Here is a 20,702-nt window from a genome sequence, read left to right as displayed (position 1 = left end):
TTTCGTCACTGGTGAGTGAGCCGTTGGATCACCCGGGCTGGGTCATCTTCATCACGTCAAGCGCGCTGTCCAGTTGCTCTTCGGTGAGTTCGCCGCGCTCCAGGTAGCCCAGCTCCACCACGGCCTCACGCACGGTGACCTTGTTCTTCACCGCGTGCTTGGCGATCTCGGCTGCGGCTTCGTAGCCGATGTGCTTGTTCAGCGGGGTCACCACGGACGGGGAGGCGCCGGCCAGGAAGGCTGCACGCTCTTCATTGGCGGTCAGACCCTTGATCATCTTGTCGGCCATCACGTAGCTGGTGTTCTTCAGCAGACGGATGGACTCCAGCAGGTTCGCGGCCATCACCGGGATGCCCACGTTCAGCTCAAAGGCACCATTGGTGGAGGACAGCGCCACAGTGGTGTCATTGCCGATCACCTGAGCGCAGACCTGAATGGCGGACTCGCAGATGACCGGGTTGACCTTGCCGGGCATGATCGAGGATCCGGGCTGCAGGTCCGGGATAGCGATCTCGCCCAGGCCGGTGTTCGGACCCGAGCCCATCCAGCGCAGGTCGTTGTTGATCTTCATCAGCGAGTAGGCGATGTTGCGCAGCTGGCCGGAGGCCTCCACCAGGCCGTCGCGGTTGGCCTGGGCTTCGAAGTGGTCGCGAGCCTCGGTCAGCGGCAGGCCGGTGTCCTCGGCCAGGCTGGCGATCGCCTTCTCAGCAAAGCCCAGCGGGGTGTTGATGCCGGTGCCCACGGCGGTGCCGCCCAGCGGAACCTCTGCCACGCGCGGCAGTGAGGATTCGATGCGCTCAATGCCGTAGCGGACCTGTGCGGCGTAGCCGGAGAACTCCTGGCCCAGGGTCACCGGGGTGGCGTCCATCAGGTGGGTGCGGCCGGACTTCACCACATGGGCGAACTCTCCGGCCTTCTCCTCCAGTGCCTCAGCCAGGTAGGCCAGGGCGGGCTTGAGGTCATTGATCAGCGCGGAGGTAGCGGCCACGTGAACGGAGGTGGGGAACACGTCATTGGAGGACTGCGAAGCATTGACGTGGTCGTTGGGGTGGACTTCCTTGTCCGAGCCCTTGTCCTTCAGGTAGCGGTTAGCCAGGGTGGCCAGCACCTCGTTGGTGTTCATATTCGAGGACGTGCCGGAGCCGGTCTGGAACACATCCACCGGGAAGTGCTCATCCAGCTCACCGGTCTCCACCTGCTCGGCAGCGGCCACAATCGCCTCAGCCAGCTCGGCGTCGAGCACGCCCAGTTCGGCGTTGGCCTTGGCAGCAGCCTTCTTCACACGGGCCAGCGCCTCAATGTGGGCGCGCTCCAGGGTGCGTCCGGAGATCGGGAAGTTCTCCACAGCACGCTGAGTCTGTGCGCGGTAGAGCGCCTGGGCGGGCACCTTCACCTCACCCATAGTGTCGCGCTCAATACGGTATTCAGTCTGGGATGCAGAAGTCTCTGTCATGCCCCTCATTCTAGGGAGCCGCGGCGCCGATGACATATCTGTGACGGTCCGGCGTCTAAGGCTACTCAGGGTCGAATCAGGGTGAGGTTCAGGGGCGGCCCGACGGCGGCGTCGTCGTGATTCTCATACGATGGCTGTATGAGCACCCACTTCCAGCCCGGCGGCGAACCTCGTGACACCTGGTCTGGCATCGGTCAGGACTTGAAGTCCACGTTCTTCCGCACCATGGGCCCGGTGGTGCTGCCGTTGGCGGCAATGTGGGTGCTGTATTTCATCAGCATTTTTGTGGGCAATTGGCTCAACCGCTCGCTGGCCTTGCAGGCACGGGAACTCGACGGGCTGATCGGCATCCTGTTCATGCCGCTGCTGCATGGCGGCTTCGGCCATATTCTGGGCAACACCATGTCATGGCTGGTTCTGGGCGGCATGATCGCGCTGCTGACCAGGCGATTCACCCGCATCATGGTGGCCATCTGGCTGCTCTCCGGGGCCATCCTGTGGATCATCGGCACCCCCTGGGTCTGCCATGCACCCGAGGGGCTGGGCTGTGTTGGCCTGCATATCGGCGCCTCAGCGGTGGTGTACGGCTTTGCCGGGTTCCTGGTGACCTACGGATTCCTGGCCCGGCGGGTGCTGGCGATTCTCTTCGCGCTGTTTGTGCTCTTCTTCTATGGGCTCTCGATGATCGGCGGGATGATGCCGTTCAACTCCGGCGGGGTCTCCTGGACCGGGCACCTCTCCGGGGCGATTGCCGGCGTCGTCGTCGCGTTCTTCTTCACAAAGGAGGCGCGTGCCGAACGTCTAGCACGCGCCTCCTCACGGCGGAACGACGGCGGGGACTTGCCTCCGCTGAGCTACCGCTAGATTCTTCGGTTACTCCTCCAGCAGTTCGGTGACCAGCGCGGCGATCCGGCTGCGTTCGGAACGGGTGAGTCTCACGTGGCCGAAGAGCGGATTGTCCTTGAGGATCTCCACCACTGCGGCCACACCGTCATGGCGTCCCACTCGCAGATTGTCGCGCTGGGCGACGTCGTGAGTCAGCACGATCTTGGAGTTCTGCCCCATGCGGCTCATCACCGTCAGCAGCACGTTCTTCTCCAGTGACTGCGCCTCATCCACGATCACCCAGGCGTCGTGGAGGCTGCGGCCGCGAATGTGGGTCAGCGGCAGCACCTCCAGTAGGCCGCGGGCCATGATTTCCTCCAGCACGTTTTCGCTGACCAATGCGCCGAGAGTGTCGTAGACCGCCTGGCCCCAGGGGTTCATCTTCTCCTGCTCGCTGCCGGGCAGGTAGCCCAGTTCCTGACCACCTACGGCATAGAGCGGGCGGAAGACGATGATCTTCTTATGCTCACGGCGCTCCAGCACAGCTTCTAGTCCGGCGCACAGCGCCAGCGCGGATTTGCCGGTGCCGGCGCGCCCGCCCATGGACACGATTCCGATCTCCCGGTCCATCAGCATGTCGATGGCCAGCCGCTGTTCAGCGCTGCGTCCGTGGAGTCCGAAAATCTCGCGGTCACCACGGACGATCTGGACGTAGCGTTTGGAGGTGGCGTCGATTTTGACTCGGCCCAGCGCTGAGCCATGTGTGGACTGGATGACCAGCCCGGTGTTGGTGGGCAGGTCCTCAGCTTCGTCCAGCTCGATGCGTTCGCCGTCGTAGAGTTCTGAGACCTGTTCTTCGGTGGCGCTGACCTCGGCGAGGCCGGTCCATCCGGAGTCGGTGACCCATTCGTTGCGGTACTCATCGGCGTCGAGCCCCATGGCGGAGGCCTTCACTCGCATGGGCAGGTCCTTGGAGACCACCGTGACCTCGCGGCCCTCATCGGCGAAGGATTTGGCCACCGCCAGGATGCGGGCGTCATTGTCTGGTCCGCGGAAACCGGCGGGCAGGACCTCCTGGCTGATGTGGTTGAGTTCCACCAGCAGGTGCCCGCCGTCGTCGTTGAGCGGGATGGGCCGGTTCAGCGCACCGTATTTGGTGCGCAGTTCATCCAGCAGCCGCAGCGCTGAGCGCGCGTAGTAGCCCAGCTCTGAATCGTGGCGTTTCTTCTCCAGTTCGGAGATGACCACAATCGGGATGATGACCTCGTGCTCAGCGAAGCGCAGCACAGCTTTGGGATCTGAGAGCAGCACGGAGGTGTCCAGCACGTAGGACTTCTGCGCCACCTGGCGGGCAACAACAGAATCAAGGTCCGGGGTGAGAGCACCTTCGGTGTGTGCGGTATTGGTGTGGGCCACAATGTCTCCAGACAGTAAAGGGCGCGCAGAACGCAAAAGGCCCCACAGCTGGGCAGGTATCGGCTTCGAGCTCGAAATCTTCCCCAAGATCGAGTTCGACGTCCTCTACCGCCTCGGCTGCAGGACCTGGTGTGTCCCCGCATCGATAGTCGGATGGTGGTCGGTCAGCCCCTCGCCAGCTGAACGGCTGGGGGCCGGACCGGCCCCTGGTGCCATAAGGCATAGCGTGTGGGCCTTCCGGTCAGTGTTCTGACACTTCCAAATCTAGGCCCCGCCACGGCCGGTGCTGCGCAAGAAACACCCAACGACACGTGACATCTGCGTAAACGGAATCTAACGCCTGGCTGGATGCTCCAGCGACGCGTCGATGGGGAACTGCCGTGAGCTGTGCCTTGTCATCCACTTGCCCCCGCTAGAGTGGTCAATTTGCTGCGCTTGAGGTCGCGTGAGACACAGCAAATTGACCACTCCATGATTAGTCCTGTGCCCGCAACCTGATCGCGGCCCCTATCTGCTGAACCGCCTCGCGAAATCCGTCCCGGAAGTCCTCCCGATTGAAGCGCAACACTAGCCAGCCCTGGGCAAGGAATGCGTTGTCGCGACGCTGATCCTCCCGAGCCCGCTGCGGATTGAAGTGGACCCCGCCGTCGTACTGAATCGCAATCTTCCACAGCGGGTATCCCATATCCGCGCGGTACCCCCTGGGCGCACCGGGAGTCGGGGGTACCTGCAGGACGGGCTCCGGAAGGCCGCTCCCTACTAGCTTCAGCCGTAGCTTGGTTTCGGGGAGCGAGTCTGCGCCAACTCTAATCATCGTCAGAGCAGCGACAGCTCGAGGTCTTCCTCTAAAACCTCTGCGGCCTTCGACGGCAGCTCGTAGTTGGACCAGTGAACAATAGGGTGCAGCGCGCCCCTCATAGCGGCGGTTCGGTATACGGACGAGGTGATCTCCGGCGACCACTAGATCGTCTACGCCACAGAACGCTGCCAGATCGCACCAGGTGCGTGCAGCAGAGGTGAGCCGTATTCCTTGATGGATCGTTACCTCTTCCTCACTTACGGCCGAGCGATGCCCCACCACATCACGACGCCGCACCCGAAAGTCCGTTTCACGAGAGTGGCTCATATGTACCTCTGGTGTGTACAACCGCCTAGGAAGAGGACAGTTAAACACTCGCGCAGCGGAGAGGTGGGAGATCCATCCCTGCGGGTAGTCGCTAGCTACTCCCTGAGCACGGAGAAGATAGAGCTCTTCTTCATCGGCAGCATCAGCTAGATGGCGCGGTATATATACGCCAGAACCGAGCGGCACGAGGTCTGCGCGCAGCAACCTATTCCGGGGTATCCCCCATCTCGCCAAGCGAGCGGCGGTGAGAGGCTGGCCCAGAAGCGGGGCGGGTAGTTCTTTGCTTCGCATACCTCGAGAATGAGGAGTTGTCCGCCGCAGCGCTTGCGCTGGCACTGCATCTGGGGAAAACGCAAGTGGACAATTTGCTGCGCTTAGTCCGGGGAAAACTGCAGCATATTGTCCACCCGAGAACGCCCGTACCCAGCTAAGCCCCCGCTCGCCTACCCGCGGGTCAGCTGCAGTTGGGCGACGCCCGGAGGCTCGAAGCCGAAGATCTGCCCGTAGAAGCTCAGCGATGCCTCAAAACTGGCCACAATATTCTCCGCCTTGCGGAACCCGTGCTGCTCACCGACGAATAAGAGGTAGGCGTGCGGGATGCCTTTGGCGGCCATCGCATCGCGGAACTTCTCGGCCTGGTTCGGCGGCACGATCCGGTCCTCATCACCCTGCAGCAGCAGCACCGGGCACTCCAGCGAGTCCACGTGGTTCAGCGGAGCCCGCTCGCGATAGATCTGCTCATCCTCCGGGTACCGGCCGATCAACTGATCCAGATACCGGGACTCAAAATCGTGAGTGTCCTGCGCCAGCGCCACCGCGTCAGCCACCCCGAAGCTGGAGACCCCGGCGCTGAAGACGTCGGTGCGGGTCAAGCACGCCAAGGTGGTCCAGCCGCCGGCGGATCCGCCCTCAATGCCGAGCCGGGCGCCGTCGGCGATTCCCTCCCGCACCAGGTGCCGCATCACCGCCACCGTGTCCTCCACATCTACCACACCCCACTGCCCTTTGAGCCTGTCGCGGTAGGCCCGCCCGAAGCCGGTGGAGCCGCCGTAGTTGATATCGACGACGCCGATTCCTCGGCTGGTGTAGTAGGCAATCGCCAAGGACAGCCCCACGGCTGCCTTAGCGGTCGGACCTCCGTGGACCTGCGCGATGAACGGCGGCAGTTCAGCCTCCGGCGCAGCGAAGCCCTCCTGCCGCGGCCGGTAGAGCACCGCATGGACTTCCTGCCCGGAATCGGTGGTGACGGTAATCGGTTCCGGCACTGGCAGCAGCGCCGGGTCCGGTGCGTCCTGGCGTGATGAGCGGATGGTCCGCAGCTGCCCCAGGCGCGCGCCGTCGTCGTCGGTGCTGAGCTGACCCACGGAGATCGCGGCGAACTCATCTGCCTGCACCCCGTAGACCGCCACCAGTCCATCGGCGCGGTATGCCACTGATCCGATGGCGGTAGCGGCAAGTCCCAGTTCCACTACGGAGCCCTCCGCCAGGTTCACCACACCCAAGGAATCTGTGGCAGTGCCGTGGATGCTCAATGCCCGGTCCGGGCCGATCATCTCCAGCCAGCTCATGCCCAGCTGCCACAGCGGACCGGCATATTCCTGCTCATCCTGCAGCAGCTGCGCCGGTTCACTGGCACCGGCACCGTCGAAGCTCACACGCCACGGGTTCCACCAGCCGCTGCGGTCGCTCACATACACCAGGGTGTCAGCATCAGCCCACTCTGGGTTCAGCACCGAGGTGCCAGTATCCCCATCCACCACAGTGGAGTTCACGACGACGCCGTCCTGGAGCTGCCCCACGTGCAGTTCGGTGCCGTCCCAGGGCATCTGCGGGTGCTCCCAGCTGATCCACGCCAGCCGGGCCCCATCTGCAGAGAGTCGAGGATGGGCCACAAAACGTGCCGAAGGCGTGACTCGGCGGATCGCCGCAGCGTCCTCAGCGGCTGAACCATCCAGCGGAACTGCGGCAATATAGCGCTCAATCAGCGGGGCACCGGAAGAATCACGGGCATCGTGGTGCTGCTCGCAGACCCACCAGACCTCCCGACTCCCGTCGGCCAGGGTGACCGGTGTGGGCTGAGCCCAGCGCAGCGAGGGACCATGCGCCGCGGGGACCTCCATCCCTACAGGGCTGATCGGGGCAGGCTCCTCGCCCTCCCGGAACCGGTAGATCCGCTGGTCAGCGAAGTTCACAAAAAGCACCAGCGGGGCGGCGTCGTCGTTCTCTGTCAGTGCGGTCCAGGAGGCCCCGCCGTATTCGTTGACCCGGGACCGGGCATTAAAGGGCGCTGGCAGTACCGTGACGGTCTCGGGTGATTCGGTTTCGGCGGTCACGGCTCCGGCGGTGCGCACAATCGCCTGCCGCCCCCCTTCAGCGGCAAGCCCCTCTGTCCACCACAGCTGGTCTCCCACCCAGGTGGGACCACCGAGGCGGTTGCCGCCCACTGCGAGCTGTTCGGCGGTAATGGGCGAGGGCCAGGATCCATAGGGCAGTGTGGTCACCATGGGGACAGCCTAAACGTTGCGGGTTCTCTGAAGCTTCGGCGGTAGCGTGGCGCTATGGCTCACCGACTCGCAACTGCTCAGTCCGCCTACCTCCGCCAGCATGCCGATAATCCGGTGGACTGGTGGCCCTGGGGCCCGGAGGCCTTCGCCGAGGCTGAACGCCGAGATATGCCGGTCTTTGTCTCCATCGGTTATGCCGCCTGCCATTGGTGCCATGTGATGGCTGGTGAATCTTTTGCCGATGACCAGGTCGCTGCGCTGCTCAATGAGCGGTTCGTGGCGGTGAAAGTGGATCGGGATGAGCATCCCGACGTCGACGACGCCTATATGGCTGCGGTGCAGGCAATGACCGGTCAGGGAGGCTGGCCGATGAGTGTGTTCACCCTGCCCAACGGTCAGGTCTTTCATGCCGGCACCTATTTCCCGCCTCGCCGAATGGGCCAGATGCCGTCCTTCACCGACGTGCTGCAGGCTGTACATGAGGCCTGGGTCCAGCGGCGGGATCAGGTCCAGGAGCAGGCCGGACAGATTGCTGCGGCTCTTGGTAACCAGCGTCGGCAGCAGTCCCAGCTGGCTACCCTGGCCGCTGAAGCCAGCACCGCTGATGCGCCAGCGGCAGGCAAGGACGGTACCAACACCGTGGGCTCACCTGTGAGAACACCTGAACAGGACGACGACGCCCCGTGGGCTGATCTTTCGCCTGGGCTGATGCAGGAACTCACCGACGCCGCTTTGGCTGCGCTCACCGAGCAGGAGGACCCGGTGTATGGCGGGTTCGGGCAGGGCACCCCGGCAGGCGGCACGCAAGGATCAGCCAGGGCAGCGCTGCCCGGCCCGAAGTTCCCGCCCTCTCCGCTGCTGGGATTCTTGCTGGAGGACTCCGCGTGGCGGGCCGATTCGCCAGCCTCCGGGCTCGCCCTGCGGACTATGACCGCCATGGGCGCCTCAGCGCTCTTTGACCAGGTGGAGGGCGGATTCGCCCGTTATGTCACCGATGGCGCCTGGGCTCTGCCGCATTTCGAGAAGATGCTCTACGACAACGCGCAGTTGCTGGGCCACTACGCCCGGCTGAGCATCCATCCGGCGGCAGATTCTCAGCAACGCGAGGATGCCGAACGGGTGGCCCGCATGACCATCGACTGGCTGCGGCAACGCATGCTGCTCCCTGCTCAGGGAACCGAGTCGGCTGGGCTGTTCGCGTCCTCCCTGGACGCGGATACGGTGCTGCCTGATGGCAGCCATGTAGAAGGCGGCACCTACCTCTTCAGCGACGCCGAGCTGCGTGAAGCTGCCGCTGCTGCAGGCTTAAGCGCGGAGCAGGCCGATCAGCTCGCTGCGGCGAATCGCGGTGTCCCTGCGGATGAACATGCGGTGGCCCGCGCGGCACAGTCTGGGGATTCGCTGGCCTACTCCAGAGATACCCCGCGCACGTTGAGCTTCCTGGCACCGAATATTGAGTATTCGCTCTCCGATGCGCTGCGTCTGGGATGGGAGCAAGTTCTGCCTGAGCTGCGACGTCGACGAGCTGCGCGGACTCAGCCGGCCCGGGATGACAAAGTTGTGGCCGCCTGGAATGGGCAGGTCATCCGCTCACTAGCCGAGGCAGCCGCCGCCTGGGATGACCAGCAGCTGCGGGATTTCGCGGAGTCTGTCGCTGAACAGCTGTGGCAGGTCCATGTGGAGCAGACCGGCAACTCGGCGCGGGTCTACCGGACCTCCTATGCAGGAATCCGCGGGAAACGGTTGGGCACACTGAGCGATCACGCTCAACTCATCAGCGCCTGTTTCGCATTGGCCAGCGCCGGTGCGGACCCGCAGTGGATCACGCGGGCTCAGGCGCTGCTGGACTTCGTCGGCGAACGCGCTCGGCAGCGCAGTCCCGACGGCGGGTGGGCACTTGCTGAAAGCCTGGAAGCCGATGATCTGCTCAGCTCCGCCCAGAACGGGCCCATGCTGGCCACACCGCTGGATGGCCCCGAGCCCGGCGGGATCGGCGCACTGGCCCAGGCTCTGCAGACCGCTCAGGCGCTGCAGACCGCCCCTGGCATCCAGGTGGATCCGCCGCTGCGGGCTGAGCAGATTCTGCATCATCTTCCGGTAGCCGCCGGCCGGATCCCCACGGCCGTGGGAGCGTCACTGCTGGCAGGCCGCCGGGCCGCCCTGGGCTCCCCGGCACTGCGGGTGATCTCAGCAACGGCAGATCAGCTGGCCGAGATTCGCCACGCCGGTGTGCTCTATGGGTTGCCGGTGGAGCCGGTGGATGAGGCCGCCGTCGGCGATGACCTGCCCCTGCGGCTGAGTCTGTGTCTGAACGCGCCGGGACGTATGGTGTGTCTTCCTCCAGTGAGCAGCGTGGCAGAGGTGCTCGCCGCACTGCGCTGAGGCTGGTGTGCCTAACCCAGGAAGGCGAACATGATCGCGATGTAGTGGCAGGTGAAGCCCACCAGGGTGCAGGCGTGGAAGAGCTCGTGGAAGCCGAACCACTGGATGCTGATATTCGGTCGTTTCAGCGCGTAGAACACTGCCCCGATGATGTAGGCGATGCCGCCGGCGCAGATCAGGATGGCGGCCACCAGGTCTGCGGCGAAGAAGTCACCGAGGAAGACGACGGCGGCCAGGCCCAGCACGATGTAGACCGGGGTGTATAGCCAGCGCGGGGCCGAGGTCCAGAACAGCCGGAAGGCCACTCCCCCGAGGGCACCGATCCACACTGCGGTCAGCAGGATGATGTCTTTGGGGTCCGGCAGCAGCGCAAGGGTCAGCGGGGTGTAGGTGCCGGCGATGATCAGCATAATGTTGGTGTGGTCCAGGCGCTTGAGCAGCAGGGCGGTCCGCGGGGACCAGCGGCCCAGGTGGTAGGTAGCCGAGACGGCGAAGAGCAGTAGGCCGGTGACGGCGTAGACGGCTGCGGCAATGCGCAGTGTGCCGGTGGGGGCCAGTGCCACGGCCACAATGCCGGCGGCCAGGGCCAGCGGCACCATCCCGGCGTGCAGCCAGCCGCGCATCCGCGGTTTCAGCGGGACATCGGTATCAAAGAGTCGGTCCGCCGGAGCGACATCACCGGTGGGAGTCTGGGCGGGAGCCTGCTCGGGGGCTTCGGGGCTGTTGTGCTCAGTTGACGTCATACGCGGATCACCCATACATACCAGTCTACGCCCCGGAAGTGACTGTTCAGTAACATCGTTGGGCGTACTGTCCCGCCGTCGACGTCGCTTAAGGTGGAGGCTGATCACTGGAGAGGAGCGCCTGATGAAACCACCCACGTTCGGTCTCTCAGACCTGGCCTACACCGTCTATGAGCGACGGCTCTCGCGCGCCCTGCCCAAGAACCAGATCCCGCAGCATATCGGCGTGGTGGTGGACGGTAACCGCCGTTGGGCCAAGCTAGCCGGCACTCCCACCGCCGATGGGCATCTGGCCGGGGCCAATAAAATTGTGGAGTTCATTGAGTGGTGCGCCGAGTTGAGCATTCCTACGGTGACCCTCTACATGCTCTCCACTGACAATATGAACCGCTCGGCTGCTGAGCTGGAGCAGCTGACCGAGATCATCGCTGACACGCTAGACCGACTGGCGGAATCCCGGCCGGGCGGACGGCCGGTGCGAGTGCATCCGGTGGGCCAGCCCGAGCTGCTCCCGGAATCCCTGGCAGCACGGCTGCGCAGCCTCAGCGGCAGCGGCGCCCCAAGCACCCACGACGACGACGCCGGCGAGACCGTCAGCACTGCCACCGGCTCCATTCGCCGCATTGCCGCCAAGGCTGTGGGGCGCAGCAGTGCAGCGGAGGATCAGCCCTGCGTTCACGTCAATGTCGCCGTGGGCTACGGCGGGCGGCAGGAGATCGTGGATGCGGTGAAGGATCTGTTGCGGGATGCAGAATCCCAGGGGCGCACACTGAGCGAAGTGGCCGATGAGCTCTCACCGGGCTCCATCTCACGCTGGCTCTATACCCGCGGACAGCCGGATCCGGATCTGATCATCCGTACTTCCGGGGAGCAGCGACTCTCCGGCTTCCTGATGTGGCAGTCAGCCTATTCAGAGTTCTATTTCTGTGAGGCGCTGTGGCCAGATTTCCGGCGGGTTGACTTTATCCGGGCACTGCGTGATTACGCCCAGCGTCAACGCCGCTTCGGAAGCTGAACCCGCCGGCGCTCGAGGCCCTCAGCTCTCTGGCTGGTCTTTCCGCGGCCCGAAGCGGGCTTCGGCGGCAGCGTCTCGGGCCCGCTGCTGAGCTTCAGAGATCCCGGCGGGAGCGATCTCCGCCTCCGCGACCTCATGCGGGAATTCAGTTTCCTCGCCTGCGTACTCGGCTTCAACCTGCGAACGGTACTTCATCCGGCGCATGCGCTTGGCCATATCGCGTACCACAATCACCAGCAGCACTACGATCAGGGCCGTGAAGAGGAAGCCCTCGATTCCGGGGCTGATGTCAGACTCTTCAAGACCGGGGCGCAGCTCCGGCGTCTCACCGCCGCCGCCTCCGGGCCACCAGTTCGTCAGTGCGGGTATGATTTCCACAGCACCAGTCTACGGCCCATCGGCCCCGGCAGAGAAACGCGCCGTCGGGACTAACTCACCGCAGCCCGGCGAAGAGATCGTATTCCGGAGTCTGCGTCTCCACTCGGCTGTGGGCCAGCACAAAGTCATCATAGGGCCACACCCGACGCAGGAAATCGTTGGGGGTGGCGAAGAAGAAACCTTCGGGCTCTACCTGTGTGCGGTGAGCGCGCAGGGCGGCGTCGCGCTTCTCTAAGTAGTCCCCCACCGGGATTTGGGTGGTGACTTCGTGATCCACCATCCACTCTGGGCGCTCGTCCCCGTCCAGCCAGGCCAGTCGTTCCGTGTAGGGAGACTCGAAGCCGGCCTCCAGCAGGGCCTCATGCACAGCGCGGAAGCGCGCAGGGTTGAAGGCGCGGTCATAGTACAGCTTCTGTGGCTGCCACGGCTCCCCGGTGCCGGGGTAGCGCTGCGGGTCTCCGGCGGCGTGATAGGCCTCCATGGTGATGCGGTGGCTCATGATGTGATCCGGATGCGGGTAGCCGCCGGATTCGTCGTAGCAGGTGATCACGTGGGGACGGAAGTGCCGGATCAGCCGCACCAGTGGGGCTGCGGCCTGCTCCAGGTCCAAGGTGGCGAAGCTGCCTGCGGGCAGTGGCGGCAGCGGATCACCCTCAGGCAGACCGGAGTCTATGAAGCCCAGCCAGACATGTTCAATACCCAGCGCTTCAGCCGCCGTCTGCATCTCAAGACGGCGCACACCGGGGAGATCCCGGTGGCACTGCTGGATTTCTGCTGCCGCCGGGTTGAGCAGATCACCGCGTTCGCCGCCGGTGGCAGTGGCCACCATCACCCGGGCCCCGGCCTGGACATAGGCAGCCATCATGGCCGCGCCCTTGGAGGATTCATCATCAGGATGAGCATGAACCGCCAGCAGCCGCAGACCAGCCGAGGGCGGAACCTTATCCGGCCCCTGCGGTGACCGTTGCCGAAGCTCATGCTCTACGGCTCTGCCCCGAGCAGCATCTGCCACTGCTGGTTCGTCAAGAACTGATTCACCCGGGGCTGCTTCGCCTGGGGCGTTGTCTTTCAGAGCGGTACCCTCGGTGCCGGTGTTCTCTCGCATGGGCAGTAGAATACTTCCTGATGACGGCCACCGACTCCCCCACCATGTCACAGCGTTATGGCGCACAGCAGCAGCGTATGTCCCCTGCGGCAAAAAAATGGTCGGTGATCAGTGCTCTGGCGCTGGCATTGGCGGCCGCCGTGTGGTTCACCCTCGGCAATTCCCCCGGAGAGCTGACCTTCAAAGATGTCGGCTACAACATCGAGTCTGACACCCGTGCAAGCGTTGACTATCAGGTCACCAAGGACTTTGACGCCACTGCACAGTGCATGCTGCATGTCATGGATTCTTCCTACGCCATTGTCGGTGCCCGCATTGTGACAATCGGCCCGCATGAGGGTGCCAGCACCGCTGACCGCAGTCAGCATTTCCGCTCGGAAGTGCGCACCGAGCACCGTGGTGTCACCGGAGTAGTAGACGACTGCTGGCTGCTGGACTAGCATGTTTTCAGTGCATCACCACCCCGCCGGGGATTTCCCGGTGGGGTCTTTGCTATGAAGGAGAGAAAACGTGTCAACGCACACCCCCGAGATGGATGAGAATGCCCAGTGGCTGAGCCAGGAGGCTTTCGACCGCCTCACGGCAGAGCTCGAGCATCTCAAGGGCCCTGGCCGCCAGGAGATCGTTGACCGCATCGCGTCCGCTCGCGAAGAAGGCGACCTGAAGGAGAACGGCGGCTACCACGCGGCCAAGGAGGAGCAGGGCAAGGCTGAGGCCCGCATCCGCTACCTGGAGCAGCTGCTGGAGAACTCCTATGTCGGTGACGCACCCAAGGGTGACGGCTCCGTTGCTCCCGGTCAGCTGGTCAAGGCCAAGATCGGCGACCGCGAAATGGAGTTCCTCTTCGGCAACCGTGAGATCGCCGGCAGCTCAGACCTTTCTGTCTACTCTGAGAAGTCCCCGCTGGGCGAGGCCATCAATGGCGCAAAGCCCGGAGACAAGGTCAGCTACAAGGCTCCCAACGGCACCGAGATGCAAGTCGAGGTCATTTCCGCTGAGCCCTACACGGGCTGATCAGCAGAGTTCTACGACAACGGCGGCCCTCCCCTTATGGGAGGAGCCGCCGTTCGCGTCTGGTGCAGTGGCCAGGAGGTGCGTCAGCGTCGCCCGGCCAGTAGCCGCTCAGTGCACGATGACAGGCTCGTAGCCGACGGAGCGCAGGGAGTTCAGCACGAGCGCGGAATGCTCCTTGCCCTTGGTCTCCATATTGATCTCGATAGAGACGTCCCCCATGGACAGCTGCCCGCCAATACGCGAGTGGTCCACGCCGATCACATTGGCATCGGTATCGGCGATGATCTTGGAGATGATCGCCAGTTCACCCGGGCGGTCTTTGAGCATCATGCGCACAGTGAGGAACCGGTCAGCGGCTGAGAGGCCGTGCTGGATGACCCTCAGCATGAGCATCGGGTCGATATTGCCGCCGGAGAGCACAGCCACCACACTCTTGGGGTCCACCCCGAGGTCGTGAAGCTTGCCCTCCATCAGGGCGGCGACGCTCACAGCTCCGGCTGGCTCCACCACGAGCTTTGAACGCTCCAGCAGAAAGATGATGGCTCTGGCGATGGCGTCCTCACTGACAGTGACGACGTCGTCGACGAGCTCTTTGATGATCTCAAAGGGGATCTCGCCGGGACGGCCCACCGCGATACCGTCTGCAATAGTCCGTACCGCATCCAGGGGCACCACAGCGTCAGCAGCCAGCGAGGGCGGGTAGGCCGCGGCGTTCTCGGCCTGTACTCCGATAATGCGGATCTGGCGGCCCAGTCGGGCAGCTTCCTGCTTCAGCGCCACCGCGCAGCCTGCCAGCAGGCCGCCTCCACCGATCCCCATGATGACGGTGTCCACATCAGGCTGCTGCTGCAGGATCTCCAGGCCGATGGTGCCTTGTCCGGCCACCACATCGGTGTTGTTGAACGGGTGGATGAACACCGCCCCGGTTTCGGTGGCGCTGCGTTGGGCTTCAGCCAGCGCCTCGTCCACATTAGAGCCGTGCAGCACCACTTCAGCACCGTGGTCCCGGGTGGCCGCCAGCTTGGGCAGTGCGACCCCTCGCGGCATGTAGATCGTGGCTTTGATGCCCAGCTTCTTAGCCGCCAACGCCACGCCCTGGGCGTGATTACCGGCAGAGGCGGCCACCACGCCGCGGGTCTTCTCCTCCTCGGAGAGCCGGCTCATCCGGACATAGGCGCCACGGACCTTAAACGAGCCGGCGCGCTGGAGATTCTCTGCCTTTAAGTGGACTGTGGCGCCAACCTGTCGGCCCAGTGCACGGGAATGCTCCATGGGCGTATCCACGATGACTCCGCGCAACAGCTCCTGAGCTTCTGCGATGTCTTCCAGTTGTACGCTGAGGTGAGTGCCGGCCAGCTGCCTGGCCGTGGGTGCCTGTGTCATTCTTTGCGTTCTCCGCTGTGCGATCCGGATGCACCGGCTTCGTCGTCGTCGACTGCTGCCTCTGCGGCTGGTTTGGGAGCCGGAACCCTCACGGTGGCGGTTTCCGCGTGGCGCCCGAAGGGACGGTCCGTGTGCAGCCCAGGCAAGGTTTCTTTGATGCGCCGCTTCAGGGTCTCCAGACTGGCACGCTCCTCAGCTTCGAGCTGCTCCTTCTGGGCGGCGCGCTTCAAGGCTTCCTCAGTCTCCATGCGTTCCATCTTTTGAGCCTCCGGGTCGCCGCGCCATTCCTCCTTCACCAGGTAATGGGTGGCGCGTTTGATGAAGGCCAGCACCGGCACTGCGAAGAGCGCACCGACGATGCCCACCAGGGTGGAGCCAGCGGTCACGGCCAGCACCACTGCCAGCGGGTGCAACTGCACGGCTTTGCCCATGAGGATCGGTTGCAAGACATTGCCCTCAATCTGCTGAACCAGGATGACGACGCCGAGCATCAGCAGTGCGGTGATGAAGCCTTCTGCCACCAGCGCCAGCAGCACCGCGACAGCGCCGGTCAGCACTGCACCGACCATCGGAACGAAGGAGCCGATGAAGACTAGCACGGTAATCGGCAGCGCCAGCGGCACGCCGAGGATCGCCGCACCGACACCGATGCCGATGGCGTCGACGGCGGCCACCAGCACCTGCACGCGCATATAGGTGCCCAATGCACCCCAGCCGCGGCGCCCGGCGCCGTGGATGGCTGGCCGGTGCTTGCGGGGAGCGAACATGACCATGAAGGTCCAGATCTTGCGGCCGTCGGCCAAAAAGAAGACCAGGGTAAACAGGGCAAGTACTAGGCCAACAGTGATGCTAGTCGCGGTGGAGCCCACAGCAGCGGCACCGCCCATAATGGCACCAGAGTTACCCTGGGCCCAGTGCTGAGCTTCCGCCATCCAGGAATTGAACTCATCGGCTGTGATCTCCAGGCCGAACTGCTGGGCGGTCTCATCAGCCCATTCGATCACCTGGATGATGCCGGTCTGGACTTGCTCGGCCATTTCGGCGAAGCCGGTGATGATCTGGTGACCCACCTGGTACAGCAGCGCGGAGACTCCGCCGACCAGTACCAGGATGGACAACATTGCCGAGAGCACGCGCGGGATCTTGATCTTGACGAAGAGATCGTGCAGTGGGCGCAGCAATGTGGCCAGCAGGGCTGCGATCATCAGCGGGATGATCAGCAGCGTGAGGTGGGAGAGCAGCCAGATAAGCGTTCCCAAGCCGATGAGGATGATCAGCACCCGCCAGGACCAGGCCGCGGCGATGCGCACGCCCCAGGGGATGTCATCCTGGATCCGCTGTTCTTCCTGGATCCGCTGTTCTTCCTTGATCCGCGGTGACTCTAGGCCAGCGCCTGAAGGCAGCGTGCCCACAGCTGCGGCATCAGGTTGGTCAGCGGTGTAGGTGGTCTGGTGAGTCTGCCTTGTAGCACCCGCGGCGGCCGGAGCTTTGCCTGCGGGGTCGCTGTGCGGAGTCTGGCCGGTACTCATGGGCTCTATCCTGCCATGAGAGACCGGAGCGTGGCACCGCGCAAAAAAGAAATGGCCCGCCGGAACTCCGGCAGGCCATTTCTTGGATCTGAGTGGTTACTCCGCCATGGAGCGGAGGATCGCGATCACACGCAGGATCTCGATGTAGAGCCACACCAGTGAGACGGTCAGGCCGAAGGCAGCCGACCAGCCGTACTTCTGCGCCACACCGGCCTCCACCCCTTCCTGAACATTGGTGAAGTCAATGACCAGGGAGTAGGTGGCCAGCAGGATGGCGAAGGCGCCGATAGCCACACCGAGCCAGCCCGAACGCAGTCCGAACATGGCGATGTCGGTGAACAGCATCAGGCCGAAGTTGACCAGGCTGAACACCAGGTAGGCAATCAGCGCGGTGAAGAACATCTTGTTCAGTTTCGGCGTGGCACGCACCCGGCCGGACTTGAACAGTGCCAGCACCGTGCCGAAGACCACCAGTGTGGCCAGCACAGCCTGCACTGCGATGCCGGGATACATGCTTTCCAGCACCATTGTGAAGGCGCCGAGGAAGAAGCCCTGGGCAGCAGAGTAAGCCAGGATGAGCCCCGGGTTGGGCTCCTTCTTGAAAGCGTTGACCAGGCCGAGCACAAAACCGGCCAGCACTGCCGGGAGCATCAGGGCCATGACCAGGTTGGGGAACATGAAACCAAGGGTCACCGCCGCACCTGCGCCGATAAGCACCAGGGCGAAGGAGGTCACGGTCTTGCGGATGACATCGTCATAAGTCATCGGAGCGCCCTGGGAGCCTGCGGCATCGGGCATGCTGTAAGCCTGCTCCAGCGGGTCTGCCTGGCCGCGGCCGGGCATGCCGTACTGCTGGGCGTAGGTCTGCTGCTGGCGGGGCTGCTCGGTGACGGTGCCCTGGTCAGAGTTCATGTGGAAGCGGCGGCGTTCGCGCTTCTGCTCGCTGAACTGATCCGGGAAAGCACCGGTGTTGAAGATCGGGTTGGCCATGGTGTTACCGCACTCCTTGGTCGGGGATCGTCATGAAGGCGACTCTCCGTAGGGTTCGTATACCAATACTAACGGTTGGGGGACCCCTTTTATGCCGGATGACAAGGATCGCGCCCTTTGTGGACTTCCTCCAACGGCGCTGGGCATTTCTTCGCTCTAAGCTGTGCCTCATGGTAGGCACCACACAAACGACGGCACGGCCGGGCCAGTCCACTCAGCACCGGGGTGTGACGCCGGCGGTCACGGCGATCTCGCAGATGGCAGTCTTCGCGGCTCTGGTAGCAGTTCTGGGCCAGGTCGCGGCCCTTCCGATAGGCCCGGTCCCGATCACGCTGCAGACTCTGGGGGTCATGCTCGCCGGTGCGGTACTGGGTCCGTGGCGCGGGGCTGGTTCCATGCTGCTGCTGAATCTGCTGACGGCTGCTGGATTGCCGCTGATGTCTCAGGGAGCCGGCGGCCTGGGAGTCTATGCAGGTCCCAGCGCCGGATTTGTGCTGGGTTTTGTGCCGGCCGCCTTCGTCATCGGGCTGGTGGTCCAGGCGAGTTGGCCGATGCGCTGGTGGCGGACGGTGCTGGGCGTCGTCGTCGGCGGTGTGGGCGTGATGTACGCCTGCGGCCTTCCGGTGATGATGTACCAGCTGGGGCTCGCGCTGCCGGAGGCACTGGCGATGAACGCGGTCTTCCTACCCGGTGACGCCGCCAAGGCGGTCTTTACGATCCTGGTGACGCATTCCCTGGCGCGTGCCTATCCGGCACCGTTTACCTATGCACGACGCCGTCGGCGGATTCCCGCGGCATGATTCCGCTCTACTGCCCGGGGGCATCGCTGCTGCACAGGATGCCTGCTGGTGCGAAGCTCCTGCTTCTGCTTGCGGTGGGCATTGTTGTCTCGCTCTGGCGTGAGAGCCTCTGGGCGCCGGCTCTGGCGTGGGGGCTGGTGCTGCTGGGGTATCTGCTGGTCCGCCAGCGCGCTGCCGCGGGCGTTCTCGAGGCGGCGGGGAACGGACTCTGGGTGCTGCTGCGTCAGCTGTGGCGGCTGAAGTGGCTGGTTGTCCTAGTGGCCGTGCCGCAGCTGATCTTCCTGGAACCGTCGACGGCGGCGCTGAACACCGCGCGAATCCTGGCGGTGATTCTTCTGGCGGGTCTCTTCACCCTGACCACCCGGGTCTCTGATGTCCTGGAACTGCTGTCTCGGGGGCTGTTGCCGCTGGAGAGAGCTGGGCTGGGCAGGTTAGGGCTGACCGCTGAGCGACTGTCTCTGGCGATGGCGCTGACCATGCGATCTGTTCCGGTGGTTTTCGGCTTCTACCGCGAAACTACCGAGGCGCGCAGGGCCCGCGGGGCCTCGACCTCACCTGCGGCAGCGGTATCGATGACCACTCCCCTGCTGGTCATGAGCCTGCGCCACGCAGAGGAGACCGCTGAAGCGCTGGCAGCCCGCGGAGTCCGCTGAGACCGGGTCAGGCCCGAAAACCACAAAAAAGCTTGTGATCCGTGCCACTCAGTAGTAGTTTGCTGAACATCTGCTGAACTGGAACGGGGAGAACGCATGAACAGGACACCAGGAAACCGTGTTGTTTCCTTGAAGGATTTTGGGCGCGCCGGAACCGTGGGCATCGCTGCGGCGCTGGTGCTGACCAGCTGCACACCAGACGGCGGAGAGAGTGAGGAGCTCGTCTGGGCTATCGGTGGCCCCGAAGCGCAGACCGGCGGATTGCACGAAGGCATCGTGGAGCTCTGGAATGAGCAGAACCCCGATACCCCTGTGCGCATCGAAGCCCTGCCCGAGGGCGCGGGACAGCGCGAACAGCACTCCCTGGTCCTGCAAGCGGAGGGTGATGATTTTGACATTTTGGCCGTCGACGTCGTGTGGACCGGTGAGTACGCGGAAAACGGGTGGGTCGAATCCCTGGAGGGCGTGCGGGATGAGATCGAGGCGGTCAGCCTCGCCGGTCCCCTGGAATCAGCGCAATGGGGCGGCGAGCTGTGGGCCGCTCCTTACAATTCCAACGGTGCCATGCTCGTCTACCGCACCGATCTGGTGGACACCCCGCCGACCACCTGGGATGAACTGTGCGAGGTGGCGCTTCAGGTCCAGGACGAGACGGACATTGGCGGACTGACCGCTCAGGGTGCCCGCTATGAGGGTCTGGTGGTCAACTGGCTGGAGTATTTCTGGTCCGCCGGCGGCGAGCTCTACAACGAGGACCAGACCGAAGTGGCCTTCGACGTCGAGCTGGCCACTGAGGTGCTGGAGTGGATGGCGGAGGCCAACGAGAGCGGCTGCTTCGCGCCAGGATTCAACACCGCCCAGGAGGACGACGCCCGCAACGAGTTCCAGCAGGGCAACGCGGTCTTCCAGCGGAACTGGCCCTACGTGTACGCGCTGCTGGAGGAGGACGGCGGCGAGGCCTCGGAGAACTTCGAGATCGCACCACTGCCGACCTTCACCGGTGAAGGCACGATCTCCGCGCTGGGCGGCTACAACAATGCGGTGAGCGCCTTCTCCAACAACAAGGAGGCGGCTACGGACTTTGTAGTGTGGCTCTCCACCGATGAAGAGGTCCAGCGGACCCTGGCGGAGGTCGGTTCGGTTCCGCCCACCATGGCCTCGGTCTACGACGATCTGGCTGATGATCCGGTGATGTCACTGCTCGGCGACATTCTGGAGGAGGCACGCTCACGCCCGCCGTCACCGGCGTGGCCGGAGATCAGCGTGGAGATGCAGCGGCTGATCTTTGAGGCCTACAACGGTGACATGGATCCGCAGCGCGCAGCTGAGGGGATACGCGACGTCCTCGAATCACACCTGTGATCCGATGACCGCAGCCCCCACACA

General features: G+C 64.1%; 18 protein-coding genes. 8 read left to right on the top strand and 10 right to left on the bottom strand.

The window, feature by feature from the left end:
• Window positions 1-28: 28 nt before the first annotated feature.
• Window positions 29-1,453 carry a class II fumarate hydratase gene (locus tag TX78_RS10050; RefSeq protein ID WP_044495976.1) on the bottom strand — a complete coding sequence of 475 codons (1,425 nt, stop codon included), beginning with the start codon at window positions 1,451-1,453 and terminating at the stop codon, window positions 29-31.
• Between the two features lie 138 nt (window positions 1,454-1,591).
• On the opposite strand from TX78_RS10050, the gene TX78_RS10045 reads away from it, so the two are divergent.
• A complete protein-coding gene (locus tag TX78_RS10045) occupies window positions 1,592-2,317 on the top strand; it encodes a rhomboid family intramembrane serine protease (protein ID WP_049897798.1) in 726 nt (241 codons plus the stop codon).
• A gap of 9 nt (window positions 2,318-2,326) precedes the next feature.
• Here TX78_RS10045 and TX78_RS10040 read toward each other — a convergent pair whose 3' ends face one another.
• The 3 genes from TX78_RS10040 to TX78_RS10030 form a co-directional block, all read right to left on the bottom strand.
• Complete coding sequence (locus TX78_RS10040) at window positions 2,327-3,622, bottom strand: PhoH family protein (protein ID WP_233722242.1); 1,296 nt, start codon at window positions 3,620-3,622, stop codon at window positions 2,327-2,329.
• Between the two features lie 547 nt (window positions 3,623-4,169).
• Window positions 4,170-4,379 carry a DUF559 domain-containing protein gene (locus tag TX78_RS13785; protein ID WP_158644332.1) on the bottom strand — a complete coding sequence of 70 codons (210 nt, stop codon included), beginning with the start codon at window positions 4,377-4,379 and terminating at the stop codon, window positions 4,170-4,172.
• 884 nt (window positions 4,380-5,263) lie between these two features.
• Window positions 5,264-7,324 (bottom strand): dipeptidyl-peptidase 5, encoded by a 2,061-nt coding sequence (locus TX78_RS10030; RefSeq protein ID WP_044495975.1) that lies wholly within the window; start codon window positions 7,322-7,324, stop codon window positions 5,264-5,266.
• Between the two features lie 54 nt (window positions 7,325-7,378).
• On the opposite strand from TX78_RS10030, the gene TX78_RS13780 reads away from it, so the two are divergent.
• Entirely contained in the window at window positions 7,379-9,706 is a 2,328-nt protein-coding gene (locus tag TX78_RS13780; protein ID WP_049897794.1) for a thioredoxin domain-containing protein, read from the top strand.
• 11 nt (window positions 9,707-9,717) lie between these two features.
• Here the strand turns inward: TX78_RS13780 and trhA are convergent, their stop codons facing one another.
• Entirely contained in the window at window positions 9,718-10,464 is a 747-nt protein-coding gene (gene trhA, locus TX78_RS10020) for a PAQR family membrane homeostasis protein TrhA (RefSeq protein WP_407635389.1), read from the bottom strand.
• Between the two features lie 109 nt (window positions 10,465-10,573).
• Between trhA and uppS the strand changes: the two genes are divergently transcribed.
• Complete coding sequence (gene uppS, locus TX78_RS10015) at window positions 10,574-11,464, top strand: polyprenyl diphosphate synthase (protein ID WP_044495974.1); 891 nt, start codon at window positions 10,574-10,576, stop codon at window positions 11,462-11,464.
• Between the two features lie 21 nt (window positions 11,465-11,485).
• Here uppS and TX78_RS12770 read toward each other — a convergent pair whose 3' ends face one another.
• Together TX78_RS12770 and mca are read right to left on the bottom strand one after the other, a co-directional pair.
• Complete coding sequence (locus TX78_RS12770; protein ID WP_049897793.1) at window positions 11,486-11,842, bottom strand: hypothetical protein; 357 nt, start codon at window positions 11,840-11,842, stop codon at window positions 11,486-11,488.
• Window positions 11,843-11,897: 55 nt separating this feature from the next.
• Window positions 11,898-12,947 (bottom strand): mycothiol conjugate amidase Mca, encoded by a 1,050-nt coding sequence (gene mca / locus TX78_RS10005; RefSeq protein WP_081652728.1) that lies wholly within the window; start codon window positions 12,945-12,947, stop codon window positions 11,898-11,900.
• A gap of 20 nt (window positions 12,948-12,967) precedes the next feature.
• On the opposite strand from mca, the gene TX78_RS10000 reads away from it, so the two are divergent.
• Together TX78_RS10000 and greA are read left to right on the top strand one after the other, a co-directional pair.
• Window positions 12,968-13,387, top strand: coding sequence for a DUF4307 domain-containing protein (locus tag TX78_RS10000; RefSeq protein WP_081652727.1), 420 nt, complete (start codon window positions 12,968-12,970; stop codon window positions 13,385-13,387).
• Between the two features lie 91 nt (window positions 13,388-13,478).
• Window positions 13,479-13,961 (top strand): transcription elongation factor GreA, encoded by a 483-nt coding sequence (gene greA / locus TX78_RS09995; RefSeq protein ID WP_044495973.1) that lies wholly within the window; start codon window positions 13,479-13,481, stop codon window positions 13,959-13,961.
• A 108-nt stretch (window positions 13,962-14,069) separates the two neighbouring features.
• Here greA and ilvA read toward each other — a convergent pair whose 3' ends face one another.
• From ilvA to TX78_RS09980, 3 genes are all read right to left on the bottom strand, one after another.
• The gene (ilvA, locus tag TX78_RS09990) at window positions 14,070-15,344 is read right to left on the bottom strand and encodes a threonine ammonia-lyase (protein ID WP_044495972.1); all 1,275 of its coding nucleotides are present in this window, start codon (window positions 15,342-15,344) and stop codon (window positions 14,070-14,072) included.
• Window positions 15,341-16,873 carry an AI-2E family transporter gene (locus TX78_RS09985; protein WP_049897792.1) on the bottom strand — a complete coding sequence of 511 codons (1,533 nt, stop codon included), beginning with the start codon at window positions 16,871-16,873 and terminating at the stop codon, window positions 15,341-15,343. The genes ilvA and TX78_RS09985 overlap by 4 nt, the downstream gene beginning before the upstream one ends.
• A gap of 96 nt (window positions 16,874-16,969) precedes the next feature.
• Entirely contained in the window at window positions 16,970-17,863 is an 894-nt protein-coding gene (locus tag TX78_RS09980; RefSeq protein ID WP_044495971.1) for a Bax inhibitor-1/YccA family protein, read from the bottom strand.
• A 170-nt stretch (window positions 17,864-18,033) separates the two neighbouring features.
• Here TX78_RS09980 and TX78_RS09975 point away from each other — a divergent pair, with 170 nt between their 5' ends.
• The 3 genes from TX78_RS09975 (at window position 18,034) to TX78_RS09965 (ending at window position 20,678) form a co-directional block, all read left to right on the top strand.
• Window positions 18,034-18,663: a biotin transporter BioY gene (locus TX78_RS09975; protein ID WP_081652726.1), complete on the top strand. Its 630-nt coding sequence runs from the start codon at window positions 18,034-18,036 to the stop codon at window positions 18,661-18,663.
• Window positions 18,660-19,316: an energy-coupling factor transporter transmembrane component T gene (locus tag TX78_RS09970; protein WP_044495970.1), complete on the top strand. Its 657-nt coding sequence runs from the start codon at window positions 18,660-18,662 to the stop codon at window positions 19,314-19,316. Before TX78_RS09975 ends, TX78_RS09970 begins: the two co-directional genes overlap by 4 nt.
• A gap of 96 nt (window positions 19,317-19,412) precedes the next feature.
• Window positions 19,413-20,678, top strand: a complete 1,266-nt coding sequence (locus TX78_RS09965) for an ABC transporter substrate-binding protein (protein WP_044495969.1) — start codon at window positions 19,413-19,415, stop codon at window positions 20,676-20,678.
• Window positions 20,679-20,702 lie beyond the last annotated feature (24 nt).

This window comes from Nesterenkonia massiliensis (assembly GCF_000455245.1).
Lineage (GTDB): Bacteria > Actinomycetota > Actinomycetes > Actinomycetales > Micrococcaceae > Nesterenkonia > Nesterenkonia rhizosphaerae.
The sequence above is the reverse complement of the archived record's forward strand: the minus strand, read 5'-3'. Positions and strand labels throughout refer to the sequence as shown.